Annotated in this window: 21 protein-coding genes; 17 read left to right on the top strand and 4 right to left on the bottom strand. The window is 66.8% G+C overall.

The annotated features are described in order from the left end of the window. Window positions 1-119 precede the first annotated feature (119 nt). Both lepA and hemW read left to right on the top strand, forming a co-directional pair. Window positions 120-1,970: a translation elongation factor 4 gene (gene lepA / locus DWQ67_RS05090; RefSeq protein WP_121484499.1), complete on the top strand. Its 1,851-nt coding sequence runs from the start codon at window positions 120-122 to the stop codon at window positions 1,968-1,970. After that, complete coding sequence (gene hemW, locus DWQ67_RS05085; protein ID WP_121484498.1) at window positions 1,970-3,217, top strand: radical SAM family heme chaperone HemW; 1,248 nt, start codon at window positions 1,970-1,972, stop codon at window positions 3,215-3,217. Before lepA ends, hemW begins: the two co-directional genes overlap by 1 nt. Window positions 3,218-3,246: 29 nt before the next feature. On the opposite strand, the gene DWQ67_RS05080 is transcribed toward hemW, so the two are convergent. Then, on the bottom strand, window positions 3,247-3,666 hold the full coding sequence (locus tag DWQ67_RS05080) for a DUF4870 domain-containing protein (RefSeq protein WP_233555912.1): 420 nt from the start codon (window positions 3,664-3,666) through the stop codon (window positions 3,247-3,249). Between the two features lie 148 nt (window positions 3,667-3,814). After that, on the bottom strand, window positions 3,815-4,672 hold the full coding sequence (locus tag DWQ67_RS05075; protein ID WP_121484497.1) for a DUF3097 family protein: 858 nt from the start codon (window positions 4,670-4,672) through the stop codon (window positions 3,815-3,817). A 199-nt stretch (window positions 4,673-4,871) separates the two neighbouring features. Here DWQ67_RS05075 and hrcA point away from each other — a divergent pair, with 199 nt between their 5' ends. From hrcA to DWQ67_RS05020, 11 genes are all read left to right on the top strand, one after another. After that, window positions 4,872-5,900, top strand: a complete 1,029-nt coding sequence (gene hrcA / locus DWQ67_RS05070; RefSeq protein WP_121484496.1) for a heat-inducible transcriptional repressor HrcA — start codon at window positions 4,872-4,874, stop codon at window positions 5,898-5,900. 30 nt (window positions 5,901-5,930) lie between these two features. After that, entirely contained in the window at window positions 5,931-7,052 is a 1,122-nt protein-coding gene (gene dnaJ, locus DWQ67_RS05065; protein ID WP_121484495.1) for a molecular chaperone DnaJ, read from the top strand. A gap of 2 nt (window positions 7,053-7,054) precedes the next feature. Further along, a complete protein-coding gene (locus DWQ67_RS05060) occupies window positions 7,055-7,888 on the top strand; it encodes a 16S rRNA (uracil(1498)-N(3))-methyltransferase (RefSeq protein ID WP_121484494.1) in 834 nt (277 codons plus the stop codon). Window positions 7,889-7,961: 73 nt separating this feature from the next. Further along, on the top strand, window positions 7,962-9,029 hold the full coding sequence (locus tag DWQ67_RS05055; RefSeq protein WP_121484493.1) for a PhoH family protein: 1,068 nt from the start codon (window positions 7,962-7,964) through the stop codon (window positions 9,027-9,029). Continuing rightward, window positions 9,026-9,499, top strand: a complete 474-nt coding sequence (gene ybeY / locus DWQ67_RS05050; protein WP_121484492.1) for an rRNA maturation RNase YbeY — start codon at window positions 9,026-9,028, stop codon at window positions 9,497-9,499. The genes DWQ67_RS05055 and ybeY overlap by 4 nt, the downstream gene beginning before the upstream one ends. Next, a complete protein-coding gene (locus DWQ67_RS05045) occupies window positions 9,499-10,785 on the top strand; it encodes a hemolysin family protein (RefSeq protein ID WP_121484491.1) in 1,287 nt (428 codons plus the stop codon). The genes ybeY and DWQ67_RS05045 overlap by 1 nt, the downstream gene beginning before the upstream one ends. Next, window positions 10,782-11,732: a GTPase Era gene (era, locus tag DWQ67_RS05040; protein WP_121484490.1), complete on the top strand. Its 951-nt coding sequence runs from the start codon at window positions 10,782-10,784 to the stop codon at window positions 11,730-11,732. Before DWQ67_RS05045 ends, era begins: the two co-directional genes overlap by 4 nt. A gap of 189 nt (window positions 11,733-11,921) precedes the next feature. Further along, entirely contained in the window at window positions 11,922-13,664 is a 1,743-nt protein-coding gene (gene leuA, locus DWQ67_RS05035; RefSeq protein WP_121484489.1) for a 2-isopropylmalate synthase, read from the top strand. Between the two features lie 101 nt (window positions 13,665-13,765). After that, entirely contained in the window at window positions 13,766-14,620 is an 855-nt protein-coding gene (gene recO, locus DWQ67_RS05030; protein ID WP_233555911.1) for a DNA repair protein RecO, read from the top strand. Further along, the gene (locus DWQ67_RS05025) at window positions 14,571-15,419 is read left to right on the top strand and encodes an isoprenyl transferase (RefSeq protein WP_121484487.1); all 849 of its coding nucleotides are present in this window, start codon (window positions 14,571-14,573) and stop codon (window positions 15,417-15,419) included. The genes recO and DWQ67_RS05025 overlap by 50 nt, the downstream gene beginning before the upstream one ends. Window positions 15,420-15,424: 5 nt before the next feature. After that, a complete protein-coding gene (locus DWQ67_RS05020; RefSeq protein ID WP_121484486.1) occupies window positions 15,425-16,492 on the top strand; it encodes a quinone-dependent dihydroorotate dehydrogenase in 1,068 nt (355 codons plus the stop codon). 32 nt (window positions 16,493-16,524) lie between these two features. Here the strand turns inward: DWQ67_RS05020 and DWQ67_RS05015 are convergent, their stop codons facing one another. Then, a complete protein-coding gene (locus tag DWQ67_RS05015; RefSeq protein ID WP_121484485.1) occupies window positions 16,525-17,124 on the bottom strand; it encodes an SRPBCC family protein in 600 nt (199 codons plus the stop codon). Between the two features lie 116 nt (window positions 17,125-17,240). Further along, a complete protein-coding gene (locus DWQ67_RS05010; protein ID WP_147433619.1) occupies window positions 17,241-17,810 on the bottom strand; it encodes a DUF3043 domain-containing protein in 570 nt (189 codons plus the stop codon). A 71-nt stretch (window positions 17,811-17,881) separates the two neighbouring features. On the opposite strand from DWQ67_RS05010, the gene DWQ67_RS05005 reads away from it, so the two are divergent. From DWQ67_RS05005 to ctaD, 4 genes are all read left to right on the top strand, one after another. Next, on the top strand, window positions 17,882-19,300 hold the full coding sequence (locus DWQ67_RS05005) for a M20/M25/M40 family metallo-hydrolase (protein ID WP_121484483.1): 1,419 nt from the start codon (window positions 17,882-17,884) through the stop codon (window positions 19,298-19,300). Between the two features lie 79 nt (window positions 19,301-19,379). After that, window positions 19,380-19,745, top strand: a complete 366-nt coding sequence (locus DWQ67_RS05000) for a HesB/IscA family protein (protein ID WP_121484482.1) — start codon at window positions 19,380-19,382, stop codon at window positions 19,743-19,745. A gap of 166 nt (window positions 19,746-19,911) precedes the next feature. Next, window positions 19,912-20,799 carry an aa3-type cytochrome oxidase subunit II gene (gene ctaC, locus DWQ67_RS04995; protein WP_121484481.1) on the top strand — a complete coding sequence of 296 codons (888 nt, stop codon included), beginning with the start codon at window positions 19,912-19,914 and terminating at the stop codon, window positions 20,797-20,799. A 6-nt stretch (window positions 20,800-20,805) separates the two neighbouring features. Beyond that, on the top strand, window positions 20,806-22,527 hold the full coding sequence (ctaD, locus tag DWQ67_RS04990) for an aa3-type cytochrome oxidase subunit I (RefSeq protein ID WP_121484480.1): 1,722 nt from the start codon (window positions 20,806-20,808) through the stop codon (window positions 22,525-22,527). Window positions 22,528-22,532: the final 5 nt, after the last annotated feature.

Genomic DNA, 22,532 nt, shown 5'->3' with positions numbered 1-22,532 from the left:
ACCAGCGCGCCGCCCCGCCGTGCCGGGGGAGCGGGCACCCTCGTGAGAGAATGCAAGGAAGGGCACGTTCCGCGCGCCCACCCGTTTTGACGTTGACCCTGAAACGAGGATGAACCTCCGTGTCTCCCCAGGCCCGCACCGCACCGGTGCCCGCCAACACCGATCCGGCAGTGATTCGCAATTTCTGCATCATTGCTCACATCGATCACGGCAAGTCCACGCTGGCAGACCGCATGCTCCAATCCACCGGAGTGGTGAATGCCCGCGATATGCGCGCGCAGTACCTGGACCGCATGGACATTGAGCGCGAGCGCGGCATCACCATCAAGTCCCAGGCCGTTCGCATGCCGTGGGAGGTGGACGGGGTCGCCTATGCGCTGAACATGATCGACACGCCGGGCCACGTTGACTTCACCTATGAGGTCTCCCGCTCGCTGGCGGCCTGTGAGGGCGCCATCTTGCTCGTGGACGCCGCGCAGGGCATCGAGGCGCAGACGCTGGCCAACCTGTACCTGGCCATGGAGAACGAGCTCACCATCATCCCGGTGCTCAACAAGATTGACTTGCCGGCCGCCCAGCCGGATAAGTACGCGGCGGAGCTGGCCCACCTGATCGGCGTGGAGCCGGAGGACGTGCTGCGCGTCTCTGGCAAGACCGGCGTGGGTGTGGAGGAACTGTTGGACCAGGTGGTCCGCCAGCTTCCGGCCCCCAAGGGAAATGCGGACGCCCCGGCGCGCGCCATGATCTTTGACTCCGTCTATGACTCCTACCGCGGCGTGGTCACCTATGTGCGCGTCGTGGACGGGCAGCTCTCCCCGCGCGAGCGCATCCTCATGATGTCCACCATGGCCCAGCACGAGTTGCTAGAAATTGGCGTGTCCTCCCCGGAGGCCACCCCGACCAAGGGGCTGGGCGTGGGCGAGGTGGGCTACCTCATCACGGGCGTGAAGGACGTGCGCCAGTCCCGCGTGGGTGACACGGTCACCACCAACCACAAGCCGGCCAAGGAGAACCTGGGCGGCTACGAGGATCCCCAGCCCATGGTGTTCGCGGGCCTGTATCCCATCGACGGCTCCGACTACCCGGTGCTGCGTGACGCGCTGGACAAGCTCAAGCTCAACGACGCTGCGCTCTCCTACGAGCCAGAGACCTCTGCCGCGCTTGGCTTCGGTTTCCGCGTGGGCTTCCTTGGCCTGTTGCACCTGGAGATTGTGCGCGAGCGCCTGGAGCGCGAGTTCAAGCTTGACCTGATCTCCACCGCGCCCAACGTGGAGTATGACGTGGTCACGGAGGACAAGTCCCACCTGCACGTGAAGAACCCCTCAGAGTTCCCCTCCGGCAAGGTGATGGAGGTGCGCGAGCCCATGGTCTCCTCCACCATCATTGCCCCGGCGGAGTACATCGGCGCCATCATGGAGCTGTGCCAGCAGCGCCGCGGCGTCATGGGCGGCATGGATTACATCTCCGAGGAGCGCGTGGAGATGCGCTACCGGTTGCCGCTCGCGGAGATCGTCTACGACTTCTTTGACCAGCTCAAGTCCCGCACCCGCGGCTACGCCTCCCTCGATTGGAAGGCGGACGGCGAACAGGTCGCTGACCTGGTGAAGGTGGACATCCTGCTCCAGGGCGAGCAGGTGGACGCGTTCAGCGCCATCACCCACCGCGACAAGGCCTATTCCTACGGCACGCTGATGACCGGCAAGCTGCGCGAGCTGATCCCGCGCCAGCAGTTTGAGGTGCCCATTCAGGCCGCCATCGGCTCCCGCATCATTGCCCGCGAGAACATCCGCGCCATCCGTAAGGACGTCCTGGCCAAGTGCTACGGCGGCGACATCTCCCGCAAGCGCAAGCTGCTGGAGAAGCAGAAGGAAGGCAAGAAGCGCATGAAGATGGTGGGCCGCGTGGAGGTGCCCCAGGAGGCCTTTGTTGCGGCACTGTCCTCTGACGAGGGCGACAAGAAGAAGAAGTAATGCCCTCCATCCTTCCCGAGGGGGACGCGGCTCCGCTGGACGGTTCCCTTCCGCCGGAGGCCATGGCCTCCTCAGCGGGCCGCACCCTCAGCCTGTACGCGCACATTCCCTTCTGTGCCGTGCGCTGTGGCTACTGCGACTTCAATACCTACACGGCCACGGAGCTGGGCCACGGGGCCTCTCGCGAGACCTACCCGGACGCCATGGCGGCCGAGTTGGCCCTCGCCGCCAGGGTGCTCGACGACGCCGGGTCGCCTTCGCGACCCCTGAGCACCGTCTTCTTTGGTGGCGGCACCCCCACCCTGCTCCCAGCCGAGGATTTGGCGCGGACCCTGCACCGCGCCGTCGAGCATTTTGGCCTGGTTCCTGGGGCAGAAGTGACCACGGAAGCCAACCCGGATTCGGTGTCACCGGAGTCGCTGAAGACGCTGGCCGCTGCCGGCTTCACGCGCGTCTCCTTTGGCATGCAATCCGCCGTGCCTCACGTGCTCAAGGTGCTGGATCGCACGCACGCGCCAGAGGGCGTGCCGCTGGCGGTGCAGTGGGCCCGCGAGGCCGGCCTTGGCGTGAGCCTTGACCTGATCTACGGCACGCCGGGGGAGTCCCTGGAGGATTGGCGCACCACGCTAGAGGCCGCCATCGCCATGGAACCGGACCACATCTCCGCGTACGCGCTCATCATCGAGGACGGCACCAAACTGGCCGCGCAGATTCGCCGCGGCGAGGTGCCGGGTGTGGATGATGACGACCACGCGGACAAGTACGTGCTGGCGGATCAGCTGCTTGGCCAGGCCGGCTACGGCTGGTATGAGGTCTCCAACTTTGCCCGCGGTCCCCAGCACCGCGCGCACCACAACGTGGCGTACTGGCTGAACCAGGACTGGTGGGGTGTGGGCCCCGGCGCGCACAGCCATGTGGGGGACGTGCGCTGGTGGAACGTGAAGCACCCCTCGGCCTATCAGCAGCGCTTGGACGCCGGGCTGGCCCCGGTACACGCGCGTGAGCTGCCGGACGCGGAGGCCTCCCATTTGGAGGACGTGATGCTGCAGATCCGACTCTCCGATGGGCTGCCGTTGTCCCTGCTTGCCCCGCATGAGCGCGAGCGGGTGGCCGGGCTGGTCGCGGATGGGCTCGCGGATCCGCAGGCGGCGCTGAAGCCGGGTGCGGACGGGGAGCGCCGCGTGGTGTTGACGCTGCGGGGCCGGCTGCTAGCCGACGCCGTGGTGCGGACCCTGCTCGGCTTCTAAGCCGTGTGGGGCGCGGCGGGAGCGAGCGCCTAGAACATCCGCAGGTTGAACTTGTACAGGTAGGGGCGCCCCTTGTTGACCTGCACACCGGCGATCATGCCGAGGATGGTCATGAGCAGCCACAGCAGCACGGCCAACAGCGAGAACGCCCAGCCGATCATGGGGATGAACCCCAAGACGAAAGAGACCACGATCAGCACGGAGAGCGGCAGGGTGAAGTTAAACGCCTCGCGTGACTCCTGGGCCGTGAAGGGGCCGCGGTCCCGGTAGACCAAGTGAATGATCAGGCTGGGAAGGAACCCGGCCAGGGACACGAAGTGCGCCATGGTGGCCCAGCGGCGATCCTCGCCCGGGGTCAGGGGCAGGGCCTGGGGCGCGGAACCACTCAGCCCAGTGGGCTGCCCAGCGGAGGCGGAGCGGTTGCGGCCGTTGTCAGGCTGCGAAGTCACCGAGGCGTCCTTTCGTCACAGTTCAGAGGCACGTCAGCGCTAAAGCACATCAGGTGCAGGTCAAGGCAGGTCATCCGAAGCGCACCATGACAGCGGCGCACAACAAACTCGTAGAGGCCATTCTAGGAAACCAAACTGGCCGTAGCCCTCACGCCTCACCGGATGTGACGAAGTCGATGAGTTCTTCTACCCGGCCAAGCAGCGAGGGCTCCAGGTCGCCGTAGTGGCGCACACCGGACAGGATGCGCTTCCACCCAAGGCCCACGTCCTCCTTGGTGGTGTGCGGCCAGCCAAGCCGCCGCAGGATCCCCTGCTTCCATTCCTCCCCACGCGGCACCACCGGCCAGGCGTCCAGGCCCACCGCGCCGGGGCGCACGGCCTGCCACACGTCCACATACGGGTGGCCAAGCACCAGCACATTGCCGCGCGCGCCGGGGACGGCCATGGCTGCCTGGGCAATGCGGTGCTCCTTGGATCCGGTGACCAGGTGATCCACGAGCACCCCCAGGCGCCGCTGCGGTCCGGGGTTAAAGTCCTTGACGGCCCCGGCCAGGTCATCCACGCCGTGCAGTGGCTCCACCACCACCCCTTCCACGCGCAGATCGTGGCCCCAGACCTTTTCCACCAGTTCGGCGTCGTGTGCGCCCTCCACCCAGATGCGGGCGGCGCGCGCGGTGCGGGCCGGGGCGTTGGCAAGGTAGACCGAGCCGGAGGCGGAGCGTTGGGGTGCCTGCTTGGTGGGCGCTGCGGGCACGGAGCCTGGCTCCACGATCTCCACCGGTTCGCCGTCAATCAGGAAGCCAAAGCCGCCGGGGAAGGACTTCTTGCGGCCCTTGCGATCCTCCAGCACCAGCACGCGCACGCCGCCGGCGCGTTCGGTGCGTACCACCTCACCCACCCAGCCGGACTCCACGTCCTCCAGTAGTAGCCCGACCGCGGCGGGCACCTTGCGCAGCGCCTTTCGCTGGGGTGCGGAGAGATCCTGGGGTCCCCAACCGTGTTGCACTCGCCACTCCTTTGGTGCGCGCGGGGCCCGTCCCCGCGGCCCTTTTAGGCTACCGGCGCCGGTGTTCGCTCAGGGTGATGCGCGCCGAGGCGACAGCCGCGCGCGTGCGGCCTAGACTTGGCACTTGTTGATCGCGAGTGCCAGTTCTTGGCCCGCGCACCAGTGAGCGCCAGCGCGCACCATGGAACACAGGAGGGGTATGTCGGAGCAGAGTCATTCGCGCCAGCGACGCCTCCAGGTGTTGCGCGCGGTGGTGGAGGACTACGTGAACTCCCGCGAGCCGGTGGGTTCAAAGGCGCTGGTGGAGCGCCACGGGCTGCAGGTCTCCGCGGCCACCATCCGCAACGACATGGCGGCCTTGGAGGATGAGGGCCTCATCACGGCCCCCCATACCTCGGCGGGGCGCGTGCCAACCGAGAAGGGCTACCGCTTTTTTGTGGACCGGATCGAGGAGGTCAAGCCGCTCTCCTCTGCGGAGAAACGCGCCATCAAGTCCCTCTTGGAGGGCACCGATGACCTGGATGAGGTCCTGGCGCGCACGGTGCGCGTGCTCTCGCACCTGACCCATCAGGTGGCGGTCATTCAGATTCCCCGGCTCGACGACGCTCGGGTGCGTCACGTCGAGTTGGTCGCCTTGGGCTCCGGTCAGGTCTTGGCGGTGCTCATCGCCACCTCCGGTTCGGTGCAGCAGCGCGTCATCGCCGTGCCGTTGGGCAGCGTTGAGCTGGAGTTGGCGCGGGTGAAGGAACTGGTGCTTGGCCTGATTGTGGGCAAGCACCTGGCCGATGTCCCCACGCTGCTCGCCGCGCTGAGCGGACTGGTCCCCGCGGAGCAGCTTCCGCTGGCCACCGCCGTCTCCGGGGCCGTGGCTGACCTCTCGCGTCTGGACCGCTCGCATCGCATGGTCATGGCCGGCACCGCGAACCTGGCGCGGGCCCAACAGGACTTCCACGGCAACATCACTCCCGTCCTTGAGGCGTTAGAGGAGCAGGTGGTGCTGTTGCGCCTGCTCTCCGAACTGGAGCAAGATGCCTACGGCGTGGCCGTGAGCATCGGTTCAGAGAACGTGGACTCACCCTTGGTGGGTGCCTCGGTGGTGGCCTCCGGCTACGGCCCTGGCAACCAGTCAATGATCGGGGTCCTTGGACCCACCCGTATGGACTACCCGGGCTCGATCGCCGCTGTGCGCGCTATCGCCCGGTATCTCAGCCGCATTCTGTCGGCGTAAACCTCAACCAAGAAGGAAGCAGCCAACCCCATGGCATCGCATTACGAGACCCTCGGCGTGAGCGCAGACGCAAGCGGCGAGGAGATCAAGAAGGCCTACCGCAAGCTGGCCCGCAAGCTCCACCCGGACGTCAATACCGGGCCCGAGGCGGCGGACCAGTTCAAGGCCGTTTCCCACGCCTATGAGGTGCTCTCGGATGCCGAGAAGCGCCGCAACTACGACGCGACCGGCAACGAGAACGGCAACGGCGCCCAGGGCGGCTTTGGCGGAGGCGGCGGCTTTGGTGGCTTCGGAGACATCTTCGATCAGTTCTTTGGCGGCTCCGGCGGTTCCGCCGGCCCCCGCTCGCGCACCGAGCCCGGGCGCGACGCCCTGGTGCGCATCCAGATCAGTCTGGAGGACACCGTCAAGGGCACGGTCTACCCGCTGGAGCTGCGCACCGCCGTGATCTGCCCGCTGTGTGAGGGCAGCTGCTGCGAGCCCGGCAGCCACCCCGCCACCTGCGATGTGTGCCGCGGCGCCGGTCATGTGCAGCGCCCAGTGCGCTCCATCCTTGGCCAGATGATGACCTTGGCCGAGTGCCCCGCCTGCCAGGGCTACGGAACCACGCTGCCCAAGCCCTGCCCCGAGTGCCAGGGCGCCGGCCGCGTTGCCGATCAGCTGGAGAAGCAGCTCAAGATCCCCGCCGGAGTCTCCTCCGGCACCCGCATTCACCTCGCCGGCGGCGGCGAGGCCGGGCCGGGCGGTGGCCCCCAGGGTGATCTGTACGTGGAGATCGATGTGGAGCGTCACCCGGTCTTTGAGCGCGAGGGCAATGATTTGAAGGCGGTGCTCACGGTTCCGCTGACGGCGGCCGCCTTGGGCACTGACGTGACCTTGGAGACCTTTGACGGTGAGCAGACCGTCTCCATCAAGCCCGGCAGCGAATCAGGGGATGCCGTGCGCCTGGAGGATCTGGGTGTGCCCCGCCTGCGCGGCAACGGCCGCGGCGACCTGGTCGTGGAGGTGCGCGTGGCCACCCCACGCAACCTGGACGACGCTCAGCGTGAGTTGCTGGAGAAGCTGGCAGAGCTGCGCGGGGAGACCTTCACCGAGGGCAAGTTTGAGCAGCGCGGCCTCATGTCACGCCTGCGGGACAAGCTGCGAGGCTAGCCATGTCACGCCAGTCCTTCCTGGACCCGGCCGCCGTGGCAGGCGCCACGGCGGGATCCACTCTGCGCCTGAGCGAATCTGAGGCCCGGCATGCGCGCGTCAAGCGCATCCAGCCGGGTGAGGGCGTTGACGTGGTGGACGGCGCGGGCTCGCGTTGGGTGTGCACCGTCCTGACGGCCGGGGCCGAGGGCGTGAGCCTGCGGGTGGACTCCGTGCAACAGGAGAGCCGCAGCGCGGTCAGCACCGTCCTGGTCCAGGCGCTGGCCAAGGGGGATCGGGACCTCCAGGCCGTGGAAACGTGCGTGGAGATCGGCATCGATGCGGTGATTCCCTGGCAGGCGGATCGCTCGATTGTCCGCTGGCGGGAGGAGCGGGCCGCCAAGGCCCACGCCAAGTGGGAGAACCAGGTCGTGGCCGCGGTCAAGCAATCCCGCCGGGACAGCCTGCCTCCCGTGGAAGAGCTGCATTCCTCCTCGCAGCTGGAGCGCCGCCTGGCCGGCGTGGTGCAGGGCGGGGGGCTGGCGCTGGTGCTGCATGAGAGCGCCACGCGGCCCCTGACGGCGGCGACCCTGGATTGGGTTCAGTCCAAGGGCGGCCTGCCCACTGGTGAGATTGCCCTGGTGGTGGGCCCGGAGGGCGGCATCTCCGCTCAGGAGCTGGAACGCTTTGAGACGGCCGGCGCCAAGGTGGTCCACGTGGGCACCCACGTTTTGCGGGCGTCCACGGCCGGCGCCGTGGCGCTGGTCCTGGTCCGGTCCGCGGTGGGCGCTTATAGCGAGCTCGCCGCTGACAACGAGGCGGAGCAGTCCGAGCCCGCTTCCGCGCTTGACGACTAGACTTGCCACGGCGCACCCCGCCGCACCTTCAGCCACACCGCACGTCCCGCCCTACGAGAGGCCCCACGCATCCATGCCGGATGATCGCACTGACCCCCACGACACCGCTTCCTCCGCCGACATCGGCTTTTCCGACGCGGACAGCATGATCGCGACGCTGGGTCCGCAGGACACCCTGCTCAGGATTCTGGCCGGGGTCTGGCCCCAGGTGACGTTCCGGCCGCTGGGTCAAACCCTGCGCATGACTGGGCCTCAGGCCGAGCTTGAAGCGGTCCGCCGCGTCATAGACCAAGCCAGCGCCGCGGCGTCGGGCGGGTCAGCCATCACCGCCCACGTGGTGGAACGCCTCATCCGCGCGGAGCGTCAGCTCACCGCCGCCGCCCCGGACCCGTCGCTGACCACCGACGTGCTGCGTCACCGCAGCCGCCGCATCCGGCCCAAGACGCTGAACCAGGCCGCCTACGTGGAGGCCATGGACACCCACACGGTGGTCTTTGGCATCGGCCCAGCCGGCACGGGAAAGACCTACCTTGCTATGGCCCGCGCCGTCGCGGCGCTGCAGGCCAAAGAGGTTTCCCGGATCATCCTGACCCGCCCGGCCGTGGAGGCGGGGGAGTCCCTCGGCTTCCTGCCCGGCACGCTCGCGGACAAGATTGATCCGTACCTGCGCCCGCTCTATGACGCGCTGCATGAGATGGTGGAGGCGGAGTCCATTCCGCGTCTCATCGCGGCCGGGACCATTGAGGTGGCGCCGCTGGCGTACATGCGCGGTCGCACGCTCAACGACGCCTTTGTGATTCTTGACGAGGCACAAAACACCACCCCGGAACAGATGAAGATGTTCCTGACCCGCTTGGGCTTTGGCTCCCGCATCGTGGTCACGGGTGACGTGACACAGGTGGACCTGCCCGGCGGCAAGCAGTCCGGGCTGCGGGTCGTCACGGACATCCTCAAGGGCATCGACGACATCGCGATGTGCCACCTCACCGCAGGCGACGTGGTGCGCCACCGCCTGGTGGGAGACATCGTTGACGCGTACACCCGCTGGGACGACGCCCAGTCCCAGCGCCCCGGCTCCACCGTGGGTCAGCAGGGTTCCCGCGCGCGGCGCAAGCACAACAACGAAGGGACAAGCGCGTGAGCGTGGAAGTCAGCAACGAGTCCGGCCAGGAGGTGGACCTGGAGGAGCTCACGGCTCTGGCGGGCCACGTCATGGATGCCCTCTACGTTCACCCGGATGCGGAGGTCTCCATCGTGTTGTATGACGAGGAAGCCATGGCCGCGCTGCACGTGAAGTGGATGGACCTTGCGGGCCCCACGGACGTGATGTCCTTCCCCATGGATGAGTTGCGTCCCGGCACGCCCAGCGCCCTGAGCGGGCCCGGGTTCCTTGGGGACATCGTCCTGTGCCCCACCATCGCGGCAGATCAGGCCAAGCGCGGCGGGCACAGCACCCAGGATGAGCTGGACCTGCTCACCACCCACGGAATGCTTCACCTGCTGGGCTATGACCACGCCGAGCCGGAGGAGAAGACGGAGATGTTTGGGCTGCAGCGTGAGCTGCTGGAGGGCTTCCTGGGCCGGCCGGCCCCGAAGGAGACGATTCAGTAGTGACCATCTGGTTGCTGGCGGTGCTTGCCCTGATCTTCGTGGCGGCCGCCGCCTTGCTGAGCTCGGTGGAATCCGCCTACCTGGCCCTTCCCCGCGCGGAGGCCGAACGCCTCACGGAGGATGGCAAACGCCCGCGCCTCCGCGTGATTCTGGCGGATCCGGTGCGCCACACCCGCGCTGTGCGCTTTTGGCGCATCTGGTTTGAGTCCGCCTCCGGCGTGGCGCTGGCCCTGGCGTACATGGCCCTGCTGGATCAGGTCTGGTGGGCCGGCCTCTGGGCCACCCTCACCATGGCCGCCGTCGGCTTCCTGGTCGTGGGCGTGTCCCCGCGCCGCTTGGGGCGCCTGCACGCCGCCGCCATCACCGCGGCCACCGCGCCGCTGGTGCGCTTTGGCACGGCGCTGCTTGGCCCCCTGCCCGGGTGGCTCGTGCGCACCGTGACCCCCCGCTCCGCGAGCACGGAGGAGGACACCTTCTTCACGGAGGACCAGTTCCGCGACCTGGTGGACCGCGCCAATGAGGCCAACGTGTTGGAGGACGCGGAGGCGGACCTGATCCACTCCGTCTTTGAGCTGGGGGACACCAGGGTGCGCGCCGTCATGGTGCCCCGCACCGACATGATCACCGCCCCGGCAGGCCTCGGCGCCCGCAAGGCCCTGAACCTCTCTCTGCGCTCCGGCTGCTCACGCCTGCCCGTGATCGGCGATGACTCGGATGACGTGCGCGGGGTGGTCTACCTCAAGGACCTGGTCCGCACCGTGGTGGTGGAGGGCCGCTCGGAGGAAGACGTGGCCCGCGTGGCCCGCCCGGCGCGCTACGTGCCAGAGTCCAAGCCGGTGGGGGAGTTGCTCCCCGAGCTGCAGCGCGAGGCGGTCCACGTGGCGATCGTGGTAGATGAGTACGGCGGCACCGCCGGGCTCGTGACGCTGGAGGACCTGCTAGAAGAAATCGTCGGCGAGATCGATGATGAATACGATGCCGAGCGCGTAGAGGTGGAGGCTGACGGAGAGGACGCCTTCATTGTTCCGGCCGCGCTGGAGGTGGACGAGCTCGGTGACCTCTTTGGCTTAGAAATGGACGACGACGAGGTGGACACGGTGGGCGGGCTGCTCACCAAGGCCCTTGGCCGGGTCCCGATCGTCGGTTCCAGCGTCGTGGTCCCGCCGCTGGTGCTCACGGCCCGCTCCCTCTCGGGACGGCGCAACCGCATCGGCACGGTGCGCGCGCGCCGTGCCACACCCCATGAACTCAACGCAGAATCCGAACCCAAGGAGACCTCCTCGTGACCGAGCTGGACCCGCACAATTACCCTGAGGGCTTCAAGGCCGGTTTTGCCTCCTTTGTTGGCCGCCCCAACGCAGGCAAGTCCACCCTGACCAACGCCCTGGTGGGTCAGAAGATTGCCATCACCTCCTCCAAGCCGCAGACCACGCGCCACACCATCCGTGGGATTGTGCACCGGCCAGATCACCAGCTGGTGCTCGTGGACACCCCCGGGCTGCACCGCCCGCGTACCCTCCTTGGCCAGCGCCTCAACGACCTGGTCGCAACCACACTCTCCGAGGTGGATGTGGTGGGCTTCTGCACCCCAGCAGATGAGCCCATTGGCCCTGGAGACCGCTTCATCGTGGAGCAGCTCTCCCGACTTGGCCGCACGCCCGTGGTGGCGCTCGTGACCAAGACGGACAAGGTCAACCACGAGCAGCTGGGCACCCATCTGCTTGAGGTGGAGAAGCTGGGAGATGAGGTGCTTGGCGGGCAGGGCTTCGCCGCGATTGTGCCCGTCTCAGCGCTCAAGGGTCACCAGGTGCAGTCCGTGGATGAGGTGCTCACCAAGTACCTCCCCGACTCACCGCCCCTGTACCCGGCCGGTGAGCTCACGGACGAGCCGGAGATGGTGCTGATCGCGGAGCTGATCCGCGAGGCCGCGCTGGAGGGCGTGCGGGATGAGCTGCCGCACTCATTGGCCGTGGTGGTGGAGGAGATCAACGCGCGGGAGGACCGCCCGGCGGATAGCCCCATGACGGACATCTACGCGTTCTTGTACGTGGAGCGTCCCAGTCAGAAGGCCATCATCATCGGCAAGGGCGGCGCGCACCTGCGCGGCGTGGGCCAGCGGGCTCGCGCCAACATCGAAAAGCTGCTGGGCACCAAGGTCTACCTTGATCTGCGCGTCAAGGTCGCCAAGGAGTGGCAGCGCGATCCCAAGCAGTTGGGCCGTCTCGGCTTCTGAGACAAGCTGCGTCACACAAGGAGTAGCGCCCAGGGGTGGTGATAGCGTCACTCGCATGCTGCAGGCGCTACTCCTTCTTGGTTGCCGCGGCGAGGTGCCACAGGACGCATAAGTTCGGGCCGTCCCCTCGTCGCGGAGTCTTAGCGTGCCGGCCAAGCACCCACGAACCAGCCGCGAAGGAAACGAACCATGCACAACCGCCAGCGCACCTCCGGAATGCCCTTCCACAAGTACGTCCCCTTCCAGGACCAGATCGAGGTCACCCTCCCCGATCGCACGTGGCCGGGCAAGGTCATCACGCAGGCCCCGCGCTGGTGCGCGGTTGATCTGCGAGATGGCAATCAGGCCCTGGTTGATCCCATGGACACGGACCGCAAGCTCAAGATGTTCCAGCTGCTGGTCAAGATGGGCTACAAGGAGATCGAGGTCGGCTTCCCGTCCGCCTCGCAGACGGACTTTGACTTTGTTCGCCGGCTCGTGGAGGGCGGCCTCATTCCGGAGGACGTCACCATTCAGGTGCTGACGCAGTCCCGCGAGCACCTGATTGAGCGCACCTACGAGGCGCTGGAGGGCGTGCACCGCGCCATCGTGCACCTCTACAACTCCACGTCCGTGCTGCAGCGGCGCGTGGTCTTCCGCCAGGACGAGGACGGCATCGTGGACATCGCGCTGCATGGCGCCATGCTCTGCAAGAAGTACGAGGAGCAGCTCACCGGCACCGAGATCTTCTACGAGTACTCGCCGGAGTCCTACACGGGTACCGAGCTGGAATTTGCCCGGCGCATCTGCGACGAGGTGGCAGAGGTGCTCGGCGCCACCCCCGAGCGCAAGGTCATCATCAACCTGCCCTCCACGGTGGAGATGGCCACCCCCAACGTCTATGCGGACTCCATCGAGTGGATGCACCGCAACCTGCGCCACCGCGACTCCATGGTGCTCTCCCTGCACCCCCACAATGACCGCGGCACCGGTGTGGCTGCGGCGGAGCTGGGCTACATGGCCGGCGCCGACCGGATCGAGGGCTGCCTCTTTGGCAATGGCGAGCGTACGGGCAACGTTGACCTGATCACGCTGGGCATGAACCTCTACAGCCAGGGCGTGGACCCGCAGATCGACTTCTCGGAGATGGACCACATTCGCCGCACTGTGGAGTACTGCAACCAGATGCCGGTGCCGGAGCGTTCCCCGTGGGGCGGGGACCTGGTCTTCACCGCCTTCTCCGGTTCCCACCAGGACGCCATCAAAAAGGGCTTCGAGGCCATGGAGGCGGACGCCAAGGCCGCTGGCAAGAGCACGGATCAGATCGCGTGGGCGGTCCCCTACCTGCCGATCGACCCGCAGGACCTTGGCCGCAGCTACGAGGCCGTGATCCGCGTGAACTCCCAATCCGGCAAGGGTGGTGTGGCCTACCTGCTCAAGCACGATCACGGGCTGGACCTGCCGCGCCGCGCACAGGTGGAGTTCTCTGGCGTCATCCAGCGCCGCACCGAACAGGCAGGCGGCGAGGTCACCAGTTCCGAGCTCTGGAGCGCCTTCCAGGACGAGTACCTGCCGGTGGAGTCCTCCGGGGAACGCTGGGGCCACTACCGACTTGGCCGCGTCATCACGCAGTCCAATGACCTGGGAGAGGTGGAACTGGAGGCACAGCTCTTCATCGACGGGGTGGAGCACCAGCGCCTGGCAAAGGGCAATGGCCCCATCAACGCCTTCGTGAGGCTGCTGGGCACCGAGGGCGTGGACGTGCGCGTCCTTGACTACACGGAGCACGCGTTGGAGGAGGGCGGCCAGGCACGCGCCGCCGCCTACGTCGAGTGCGCCGTGGGGGATCGGGTCCTGTGGGGCGCCGGGGTGCACACCAACACCACCGTGGCCTCGCTCAACGCCGTGGTTTCCGCCGTGAATCGCGCCATCCGCGAAACCTCCAGCGTCTAGGCCCCCACCGGTCTAGAGTCGGAGCGGATTGATCGGAATTACCGGGTCCACCGGGTCCACCGGACTATCGAGTCCATGGGCCACCAGGTCATCTGAGGGGGGTGAGCAGCACGGCACGCAGCGGCTATAGCGCCAAGTCCTACCGGACCGAGGCCATCGTCCTTCGCCACCACAAGCTGGGGGAGGCGGACCGCATCGTGGTGCTGCTCACCCCTGATCACGGGCAAATCCGCGCCGTCGCCAAGGGGGTTCGCCGTACCTCTTCCAAGCTGGGCGCCACGCTGGAGCCGTTCATGCACGTGGATCTGCAGCTGATCCACGGCAAGAATCTGGACACCATCACCCAGGCACAGCTGCTGCATCAGTACGGCGCGCCCATCGCCGCCAGCTACCAGAGCTACACCGCTGCCGCGGCCATGGTGGAGACGGCGGAGCGCCTGACCAGCACCGATGTGGACACCACCGGCCCCCAGTTCCGGCTACTGCACGGGGCCCTGGCCATGGTGGCCCGTGGCGAGGGCGTCGCGGCCACGATCATGAACTCCTACCTGCTCCGTGCACTCTCCACGGCGGGGTGGGCGCCCAGCTTCACGGACTGCGCGCGGTGCACCACGCCGGGCCCGCACGAGGCCCTGAACATTCAGTTGGGCGGCTCGGTGTGCGCCTCCTGCCGACCCGCCGGCTCACGCAGCCCTGCACCCGGCACCATCCGCCTCCTGGCAGCCCTGCTCACGGGGAACTGGGCCACGGTGGCGCAGGCCAGCGCTGGCGAGGTCAGGGAGGCGGATTCCATCGTGGGAGAATACGTGCAGTGGCACCTAGAACGTGCCCTCAAATCCTTACGCCTCGTGGAGAGAACGCCCGCCAGTGAGCCCCCGCTTGACCCGCCGCCAGGCCGCCGTTTCAGTGCCGCCCGCGACCAACCCCACGCCGCTGCACCCGGCGCCGCACCCTAGCGGCGCGCAGGTACCCAGCTGGCCACACGCCGTGGTGCCGCGTCACGTCGCGGTCGTCATGGACGGCAATGGCCGCTGGGCCAATCAGCGTGGCCTGCCGCGCACGGAGGGTCACCGCGCGGGGGAAGAGGCCTTGCTCGACGTCGTTGCTGGCGCCATCGAGGCGGGCGTCCGGTACCTCTCCGTCTACGCGTTTTCCACGGAGAATTGGAAGCGCAGCCCGGATGAGGTCCGCTTCCTGATGGGCTTCTCCCGCGATGTGCTCCGGCGCCAGCGGGACCAGCTCAACGAGTGGGGTGTGCGCGTGCGGTGGTCCGGCCGCGAGCCCCGGCTGTGGCGCTCCGTGGTCAAGGAGCTGAAGGAAGCCGAGCGTCTGACGGAATCCAACACCGTCCTTGACCTGGTCATGTGCGTCAATTATGGCGGTCGCGCGGAGATTGTGGATGCGGTGACCCGGCTCGCTGAGGATGTGGCGGCCGGGCGCATCAAGCCCTCCGGGATCAGCGAGCGCAGCATCGCCGCGCGGCTGGATGAGCCGGAGGTGCCAGACGTTGACCTGTTCCTGCGCACCTCGGGGGAGCAGCGCACCTCCAACTTCCTGCTGTGGCAGTCCGCCTACGCCGAGCTGGTGTTCCTGGATGAGCTGTGGCCGGATGTTGATCGCCGCACGCTGTGGCGTGCCATCGAGGATTACGCACGCCGCGATCGCCGCTACGGCGGCGCCGTTGACACCCCAGCGGATGCCCCAGCGCAGATCCCGGCACAGACCCAGCCCAAGCAGAGCCAACCCGGAGCCTGAACAGCATGCGTTTTTACCCCACCTTCTTCAAGATCTTCTTCTCCGGGATGGACGCCGAACGCGCCCACGCCATCGGCTTCTCCATGATTCGCTTGGCCGAGCGCTGCGGCGCCGGGCCCCTCCTGCGAGCCATGACGCGTCCGGCGGGCCCGGTCACCGTCATGGGCCTTGACTTCCCCTCTCCCTTTGGCCTGGCGGCTGGCTTTGACAAGCACGGCCACGGCACCACGGCCCTGACGGAACTGGGTTTTGGCCACATTGAGGTGGGAACCATCACGGGGCAGGCCCAGCCGGGCAATCCGGCCCCGCGCCTGTTCCGGCTGGTGGAGGATCAGGCGCTGATCAACCGCATGGGCTTCAATAACGCGGGTGCCCAGGCCCTGGCGCCGCGATTGGCCGCCACGCGGGAGAAGCTGAGCAAGCGCTACGGCGCCTCCACCCGGCCCATCATCGGCATCAATATCGGCAAGACCAAGCTGGTGGGGTTGGAGCAGGCGGTGGAGGACTACCGCCTCAGCACCCGCACCCTGGCGCCGTACGCCGACTACCTGGTCGTCAACGTCTCCTCACCCAACACCCCTGGCCTGCGCCTGCTTCAGGACGTGGAGTCCCTGCGACCGCTGCTGCTAGCGGTGCGCCAGGAGGCGGACCGGGCCACGGACCGCCGCGTTCCCCTGGCGGTCAAGATTGCGCCGGACCTGGCGGATGAGGACGTGGACGCGGTGGCGCGGCTCGCGATGGAGCTAGGGCTCGACGGCGTGGTGGCCACCAACACCACCATCTCCCGTGAGGGGCTGCTCACCCCGGCGGCCAAGGTGGAGCAGATGGGCGCAGGCGGGCTCTCCGGCGCGCCGCTGAAGGCGCGCTCGCTTGAGGTTCTGCGGCGCCTCCGCTCGCAACTTCCCGCGGAGATTGCCCTGATCGCGGTGGGCGGTGTCAGCACCCCGGAGGATGTGGTGGAGCGCCTGGAGGCCGGAGCCGATCTGGTGCAGGGCTACACGGCGTTCCTGTATCAGGGGCCCTTCTGGGCCGCTCGCATCAACCGACTGCTTCGTCGCCGCACGGCTCGGTAATCATTCGGCGCGGTCCATCACGCGGGGCGCTTTTAGCCCAGCGTGATGGCGGCGTAGTGCGCGCCAAAGCGTTCCGGGTACTCGTTGAAGTCAAGCAACGTGGGGCTGATGGTGTCCGCGGCGGGCCATGCGCCCTCCGGCGTCACCTTGTCCAGCGTGTGTCCCAGCCGGTCCAGGTAGTACTCCCATCCCGGGCCCCACATGCTCGCAGCGCCCGGGTCGGAACTCAGGTGCGTGAAGATCAGCTGGCTGGACTCCGCGCCTGCCACCGTTGCGCTGCCCTGTTCCTTGGCTGCCGCCCCCTGCGCGCCGTCCTGGATCTCCAGGATCAGGTGGATTCCACCGGCGGGCTCTGCCGTGCTGACCTCGTAACGCCGGCCGGGCTCGCACCGGTGAATGCGTGCCGTCATGGCCGGAGCGTCAACGGCCTCCGCGGTCATCCGGAAGCTGACCGACCCAGCGGCGGGGTCTCCGTCGTATTCGCCGATCCACGGCGCCATGCCGGCGCTGCTCGCGATGGCGGCCCACAGGCGTCGGGCGCTGACCGGGTAGCTGCGCTGGAACGCCAGGCCCGTGCCCTCCTCCCTGGAGACGGCGCTGCCGCAGGGGTGCTGTGCGGGGGAGTGGCTCATGATCTGGCTCCGATCGGGAGGGGACGGTGAGTGAGGCGGTGAGTGAGGCGTCTGGGTGGCGCCGGGAAAAAGCAAGAGGCCCCCGGTTTCCCGAGGGCCTTGGCGATGAGCCGCTCTTACTCCAGCTTGGTGCCGCGCTTGACCTGCGGCTTGGGCTGGCGCATGAAGCGCAGCTGCAGGGTGCGGAAGGTTCCGTACCAGAGCACGCCGCGCTCCACCGAATCAAACTTGGTCAGCAGGCGCTTCTTGAGTGCACGCCACGTGAAGAACATGTCAATCGCCACCAGCAGGAGCACGCCGTACATGCTGAAGGTGGTGGCCAGCTGCCCCTGATAGCCCAACAACGGCGAGAGACCGATGGAGACGATGAAGAACAGGATGATGATGGGGAAGAAGAACTCGGCGATGCAGGTGCGCGCATCCGCAAAGTTACGTGCAAAGCGTCGCTGCGGTCCCCGGTCGCGAGGGAGCAGGAACTGCTCCTCACCCGTGGCCATGCCGCGGCGGATGCGATCCTGCTGCTCGGCGCGACGCTGACGATCATTGGCCTTGGCCTGCGTCCGATCAGACGCGATCAGCGGGCGCTGACGAGCAGCAACCTGGTCCTTGCGGCGAGGGGTGGGGGCAGACTTGGCGCCGTTCAGGCGCGCCTGAGTCTCCTCGACACTTTCGTCGGCTTCTGGCATCGCATTCTGCTTCTTCAGTCCAAACACAATTCCAATAGTACCGTCCCGCAGAGGATGGCTAGGGTGGAGGCATGACTGATTCGCCCAACGCGGACTTTGCCTCCGTCACCGCAGAGACCATCCAGCGACTTTCCGACCTTGTGGACGCCGACGCGGAGCGTCGCATCTCCGATCTCACGCACCTGGTCGCGATCCCCTCCATTGCCTGGGACGGACTGGATCCGGCCCATGTCGAGGCCAGTGCTCACGCCGTGGCAGAGCTGCTGCGAGAGGCGGGGCTGGAGGATGTGCAGCTGTTGAACGCGATAGCCGAAGACGGCACGCAGGGCCGCTCCGCCGTCGTTGCCCGCAGGGCCGCCGCGCCGGGCATGCCGACCGTTCTCATGTACGCCCACCACGACGTGCAGCCCGTCGGTGACGAGGCGCTCTGGGACACCCCACCGTTCGAGGCCACTCGACGCGGCGACCGGCTCTTTGGCCGCGGCGCCGCGGATGACAAGGCCGGGATCATGGTCCACGTGGGTGCCCTGCGCGCCATCACGGAGGCCACGGCTGCGCAGGGCCTTGGCCTGATCTACTTCATTGAGGGGGAGGAGGAGGCCGGATCCCCGTCCTTCCGCGCCTTCCTGGAGAAGTACCAGGAGCTGCTGCGCGCGGACGTGATCATCGTGGCGGACTCAGGAAACTGGAAGATCGGCGTCCCCGCGCTCACCACCAGCCTGCGCGGCATGACCGCGGGCGAGTTTGAGGTGCGCGTGCTTGATCACGCCGTGCACTCCGGAATGTACGGCGGCCCGGTGCTTGATGCGCCGACGCTGGCCGCGCGACTGGTCGCGACCTTGCATGACGCTGAAGGCAACGTGGCGGTCAAGGGGCTGCTCCAGCAAGAGGTCTCACAGGTGGAGTACCCCGAGGAGACCCTGCGCGCGGACGCCGGCATCCTGGACAGCGTCCGTCTGGCGGGGTCCGGCCCCGTCGCGGACAGGCTGTGGAACAAGCCCGCCATCTCCCTGATCGGCATGGACATCACCTCCGTGGCGCTCTCCTCCAACACGATCGCGCCCGTGTGCCGCGGCAAGGTCTCCGTCCGCGTGGCTCCCGGCCAGGACCCCCAGGACGCGGCGCGTGCCATGGAGGAGCACTTCGCAGCCCAGGATCTCTTGGGCGCAGAGGTGACGTATCGCACCACTGAGGCCGGCGCCTCCTTCCGCTCCGACCTGAGCGGCAGCGCCGCGCAGGCAGAGATGTGGGCCCTGGAGACGGCGTGGGGCACCACGCCTGTGTCCATGGGAATCGGCGGATCCATCCCGTTCATCGCGGATCTCACCGAGCTCTACCCCTCCGCACAGATCCTGATTACCGGCGTGGAGGACCCGGATTCACGCGCTCACAGCGCCAATGAGTCCCTGCACCTTGGCGACTTCGACCACGCCGTTCTTGCGGAGGCGCTGCTCTTGGCTCGGCTCGCCGCAGAAGCGCGCCAGGGCTAGCGCATTCGCAGTAGACTAGGAGTACGTGTCCGGCCGCGAGAGCGGGCACCAGACATGATCGAGCACGAAGGAGCACGACATGACCACGATCGCTAGCGGCGACACCACGGAGATGCCCACCCACGAGGTGCTGCTGACCCCCGGTGCTGCCGAGAAGGTGTCCACCCTGCTCACGCAGGAGGGCCGCGAGGACTTGCGCCTGCGAGTCGCCGTGCAGCCGGGCGGTTGCTCCGGCCTGATTTACCAGCTCTACTTCGACGAGCGCGTCCTGGACGGAGACTCCGTGCGTGATTATGACGGGGTTGAGGTCATCGTGGACCGCATGTCGGTGCCGTACCTGAGCGGCGCCACGGTGGACTTCGAGGATTCCATCGAGAAGGTCGGCTTCACCATCGATAACCCGAACGCCGGTGGCTCCTGTGCCTGCGGCGATTCCTTCCACTGAGCCAGCCCTGGCGCGTCGCATCTAGCGGCGCGCCAGTGCCGCGCCCTGGGTCCCATCGGGGTATCCTCTACACGAGGTAGAGAACCTTCGTCAGCCACGCGTCCCCCGCGCGATCGACGAGGTACCTAGACATCATCATTCGCATAACCAAGAGGAAGGGCCGTCTGTGAGTTCGCAAGACCGAACCAGCGGTCGCCGGAAAGCCTTCCGGTTCGCCGGGCTGGCAACAGTGGGAGCTTTGGCTCTCGCCGGCTGCACGCCCGAGGCCTCCAAGGGCTGGTTGCCCCTGGATGACCCGGAAACGACCAACCACACCCGCTCCATCATGGAGCTGTGGAACCATTCCTGGATCGCGTCCCTGGTGATCGGTTTGATCACCTGGGGCCTGATGCTGTGGTGCATCGTGGCTTACCGCCGCCGCAAGGGCGACACGGGATACCCGCGTCAGCTGAGCTACTCGCTGCCGCTGGAGGTCTTCTACACGGCCGTGCCGCTGGCACTTGTTGTCACGTTCTTCACGTTTACGGACGCGACCCAGACCGCCGTTGATAAGCCGGTGGATTCGCCGCTCGTCGTGAACGTCTACGGCAAGCAGTGGGCGTGGGACTTCAACTACGACTACAAGGGTGACAAGCACTACGCGCAGACCACCCAGGTGCACGAGCCCGGCAAGGTGGTGGATGAGTCCAATCTTCCGACTCTCTACCTGCCCGTCAACGTTCCTGTCACCTTCGAGCTCAACTCTCGCGACGTCAACCACTCTTTCTGGGTTCCCGCCTTCCTTCAGAAGCTGGACATGATCCCGGGCAAGACCAACTACATGTACCTGACGCCTCAGCGCGAGGGAACGTTCAAGGGCAAGTGCGCCGAGCTTTGCGGCGAGTACCACTCCGAGATGCTGTTCCAGGTCAAGGTGGTCTCCCTCGACGAGTTCCAGAAGCAGGTTGGCAAGCTGCCCGAGGGTGAGGTCGGTTCCGACTACAACCGCCTTGGGGTCGTTCCAACCAACGACGCAACGCACAAGCCGGCCGAGCCCAGCACGGAAGGGAAGTGATCCGTCGTGACAACTTACGAGTACGCGACTGACGAGGCCCGGACCATCGCACCCATGGTGGTGCCCCGGTCCAAGGGCAAGATGATCGTTGACTGGATCACCACCACCGATCACAAGAAGATCGGGTACATGTACCTGATCGTGTCCTTCTTCTTCTTCTGCATCGCCGGCGTGATGGCTCTGATCATCCGCGCCGAGCTGTGGGAGCCCGGCATGCAGATTGTGCATACCAAGGAGCAGTACAACCAGCTCTTCACCATGCACGGCACCATCATGTTGCTGATGTTTGCGACGCCGCTTTTTGCCGGCTTTGCCAACGTCCTCATGCCAGTGCAGATCGGCGCACCCGACGTCGCCTTCCCGCGACTGAACGCTCTGGCCTTCTGGTTCTTCCTGTTTGGCTCCACCATCGCCATGGCCGGCTACATCACCCCGCAGGGTGCCGCCTCCTTCGGTTGGTTTGCCTACGCGCCGCTCTCTAGCACCACCTTTAGCCCCGGCGTGGGTGGGGATCTCTGGGTCTTTGGCCTGGCGCTGTCCGGCTTCGGCACCATCTTCGGTGCGGTCAACTTCATCACGACGATCATCTGCCTGCGTGCACCCGGCATGACCATGTGGCGCATGTCGATCTTCACGTGGAACACGCTGATCACGTCGCTGCTGGTCCTGATGGCCTTCCCGCCCCTGGCGGCAGCGCTGTTTGCCCTCGGAGCTGATAGACGATTCGGGGCCCACGTTTACGACGCGGAGAATGGTGGCCCCATTCTCTGGCAGCACCTGTTCTGGTTCTTTGGCCACCCCGAGGTCTACATCCTTGCGCTGCCCTTCTTTGGAGTGGTGTCAGAGATCTTCCCGGTGTTCTCGCGAAAACCGATCTTTGGCTACAAGGGCCTGGTCTACGCAACCATTGCGATTGCCGCCCTCTCCGTTGCCGTGTGGGCCCACCACATGTACGTCACCGGCGCGGTCCTGCTGCCCTTCTTCGGCTTCATGACCATGCTGATTGCGGTGCCAACCGGCGTGAAGTTCTTCAACTGGATCGGCACATTGTGGCGAGGGTCCCTGACCTTCGAGACACCCATGCTGTGGTCGCTCGGCTTCCTTTCCACCTTCCTGTTTGGCGGACTCACGGGCATCACGCTCTCCTCCGCCCCGCTGGACTTCCACGTCTCCGATACCTACTTTGTGGTGGCGCACTTCCACTACGTGGTCTTCGGCACCGTCGTCTTCGCCATGTTCGCTGGCTTCTACTTCTGGTGGCCCAAGTGGACCGGCAAGATGCTCAACGAGCGCCTCGGCAAGATCCACTTCTGGCTGCTCTTTGTAGGCTTCCACCTGACCTTCCTGGTGCAGCACTGGCTAGGTGTGATGGGCATGCCCCGTCGTTACGCCGACTACCTGCCCTCGGATGGCTTCGAGTTCATGAACCAGGTCTCCACGACCGGTGCCATGTTGCTGGGCGTCTCCATGATCCCGTTCTTCCTGAACGTGTTCCTGACCGCCCGCAACGGACGCCGTGTCCAGGTTGATGACCCGTGGGGCTTTGGTGCCTCGCTCGAGTGGGCCACCCCGTGCCCGCTGCCGCGTCACAACTTCCACTCGCTTCCGCGCATCCGCTCGGAGCGACCGGCACTTGACCTGCACCACCCCGAGCTGGCTACCAACCGCGTCACCCCCACGGGCGGCGTCGCGCGGATCTTCGGCCCGGCCGACCAAGGCGATCGGTGATCACT

The organism is Galactobacter caseinivorans (genome assembly GCF_003640665.1).
Taxonomy (GTDB): domain Bacteria; phylum Actinomycetota; class Actinomycetes; order Actinomycetales; family Micrococcaceae; genus Galactobacter; species Galactobacter caseinivorans.
Note: the sequence above shows the minus strand (reverse complement) of the source record. Positions and strands in the feature narration are given on the sequence as shown.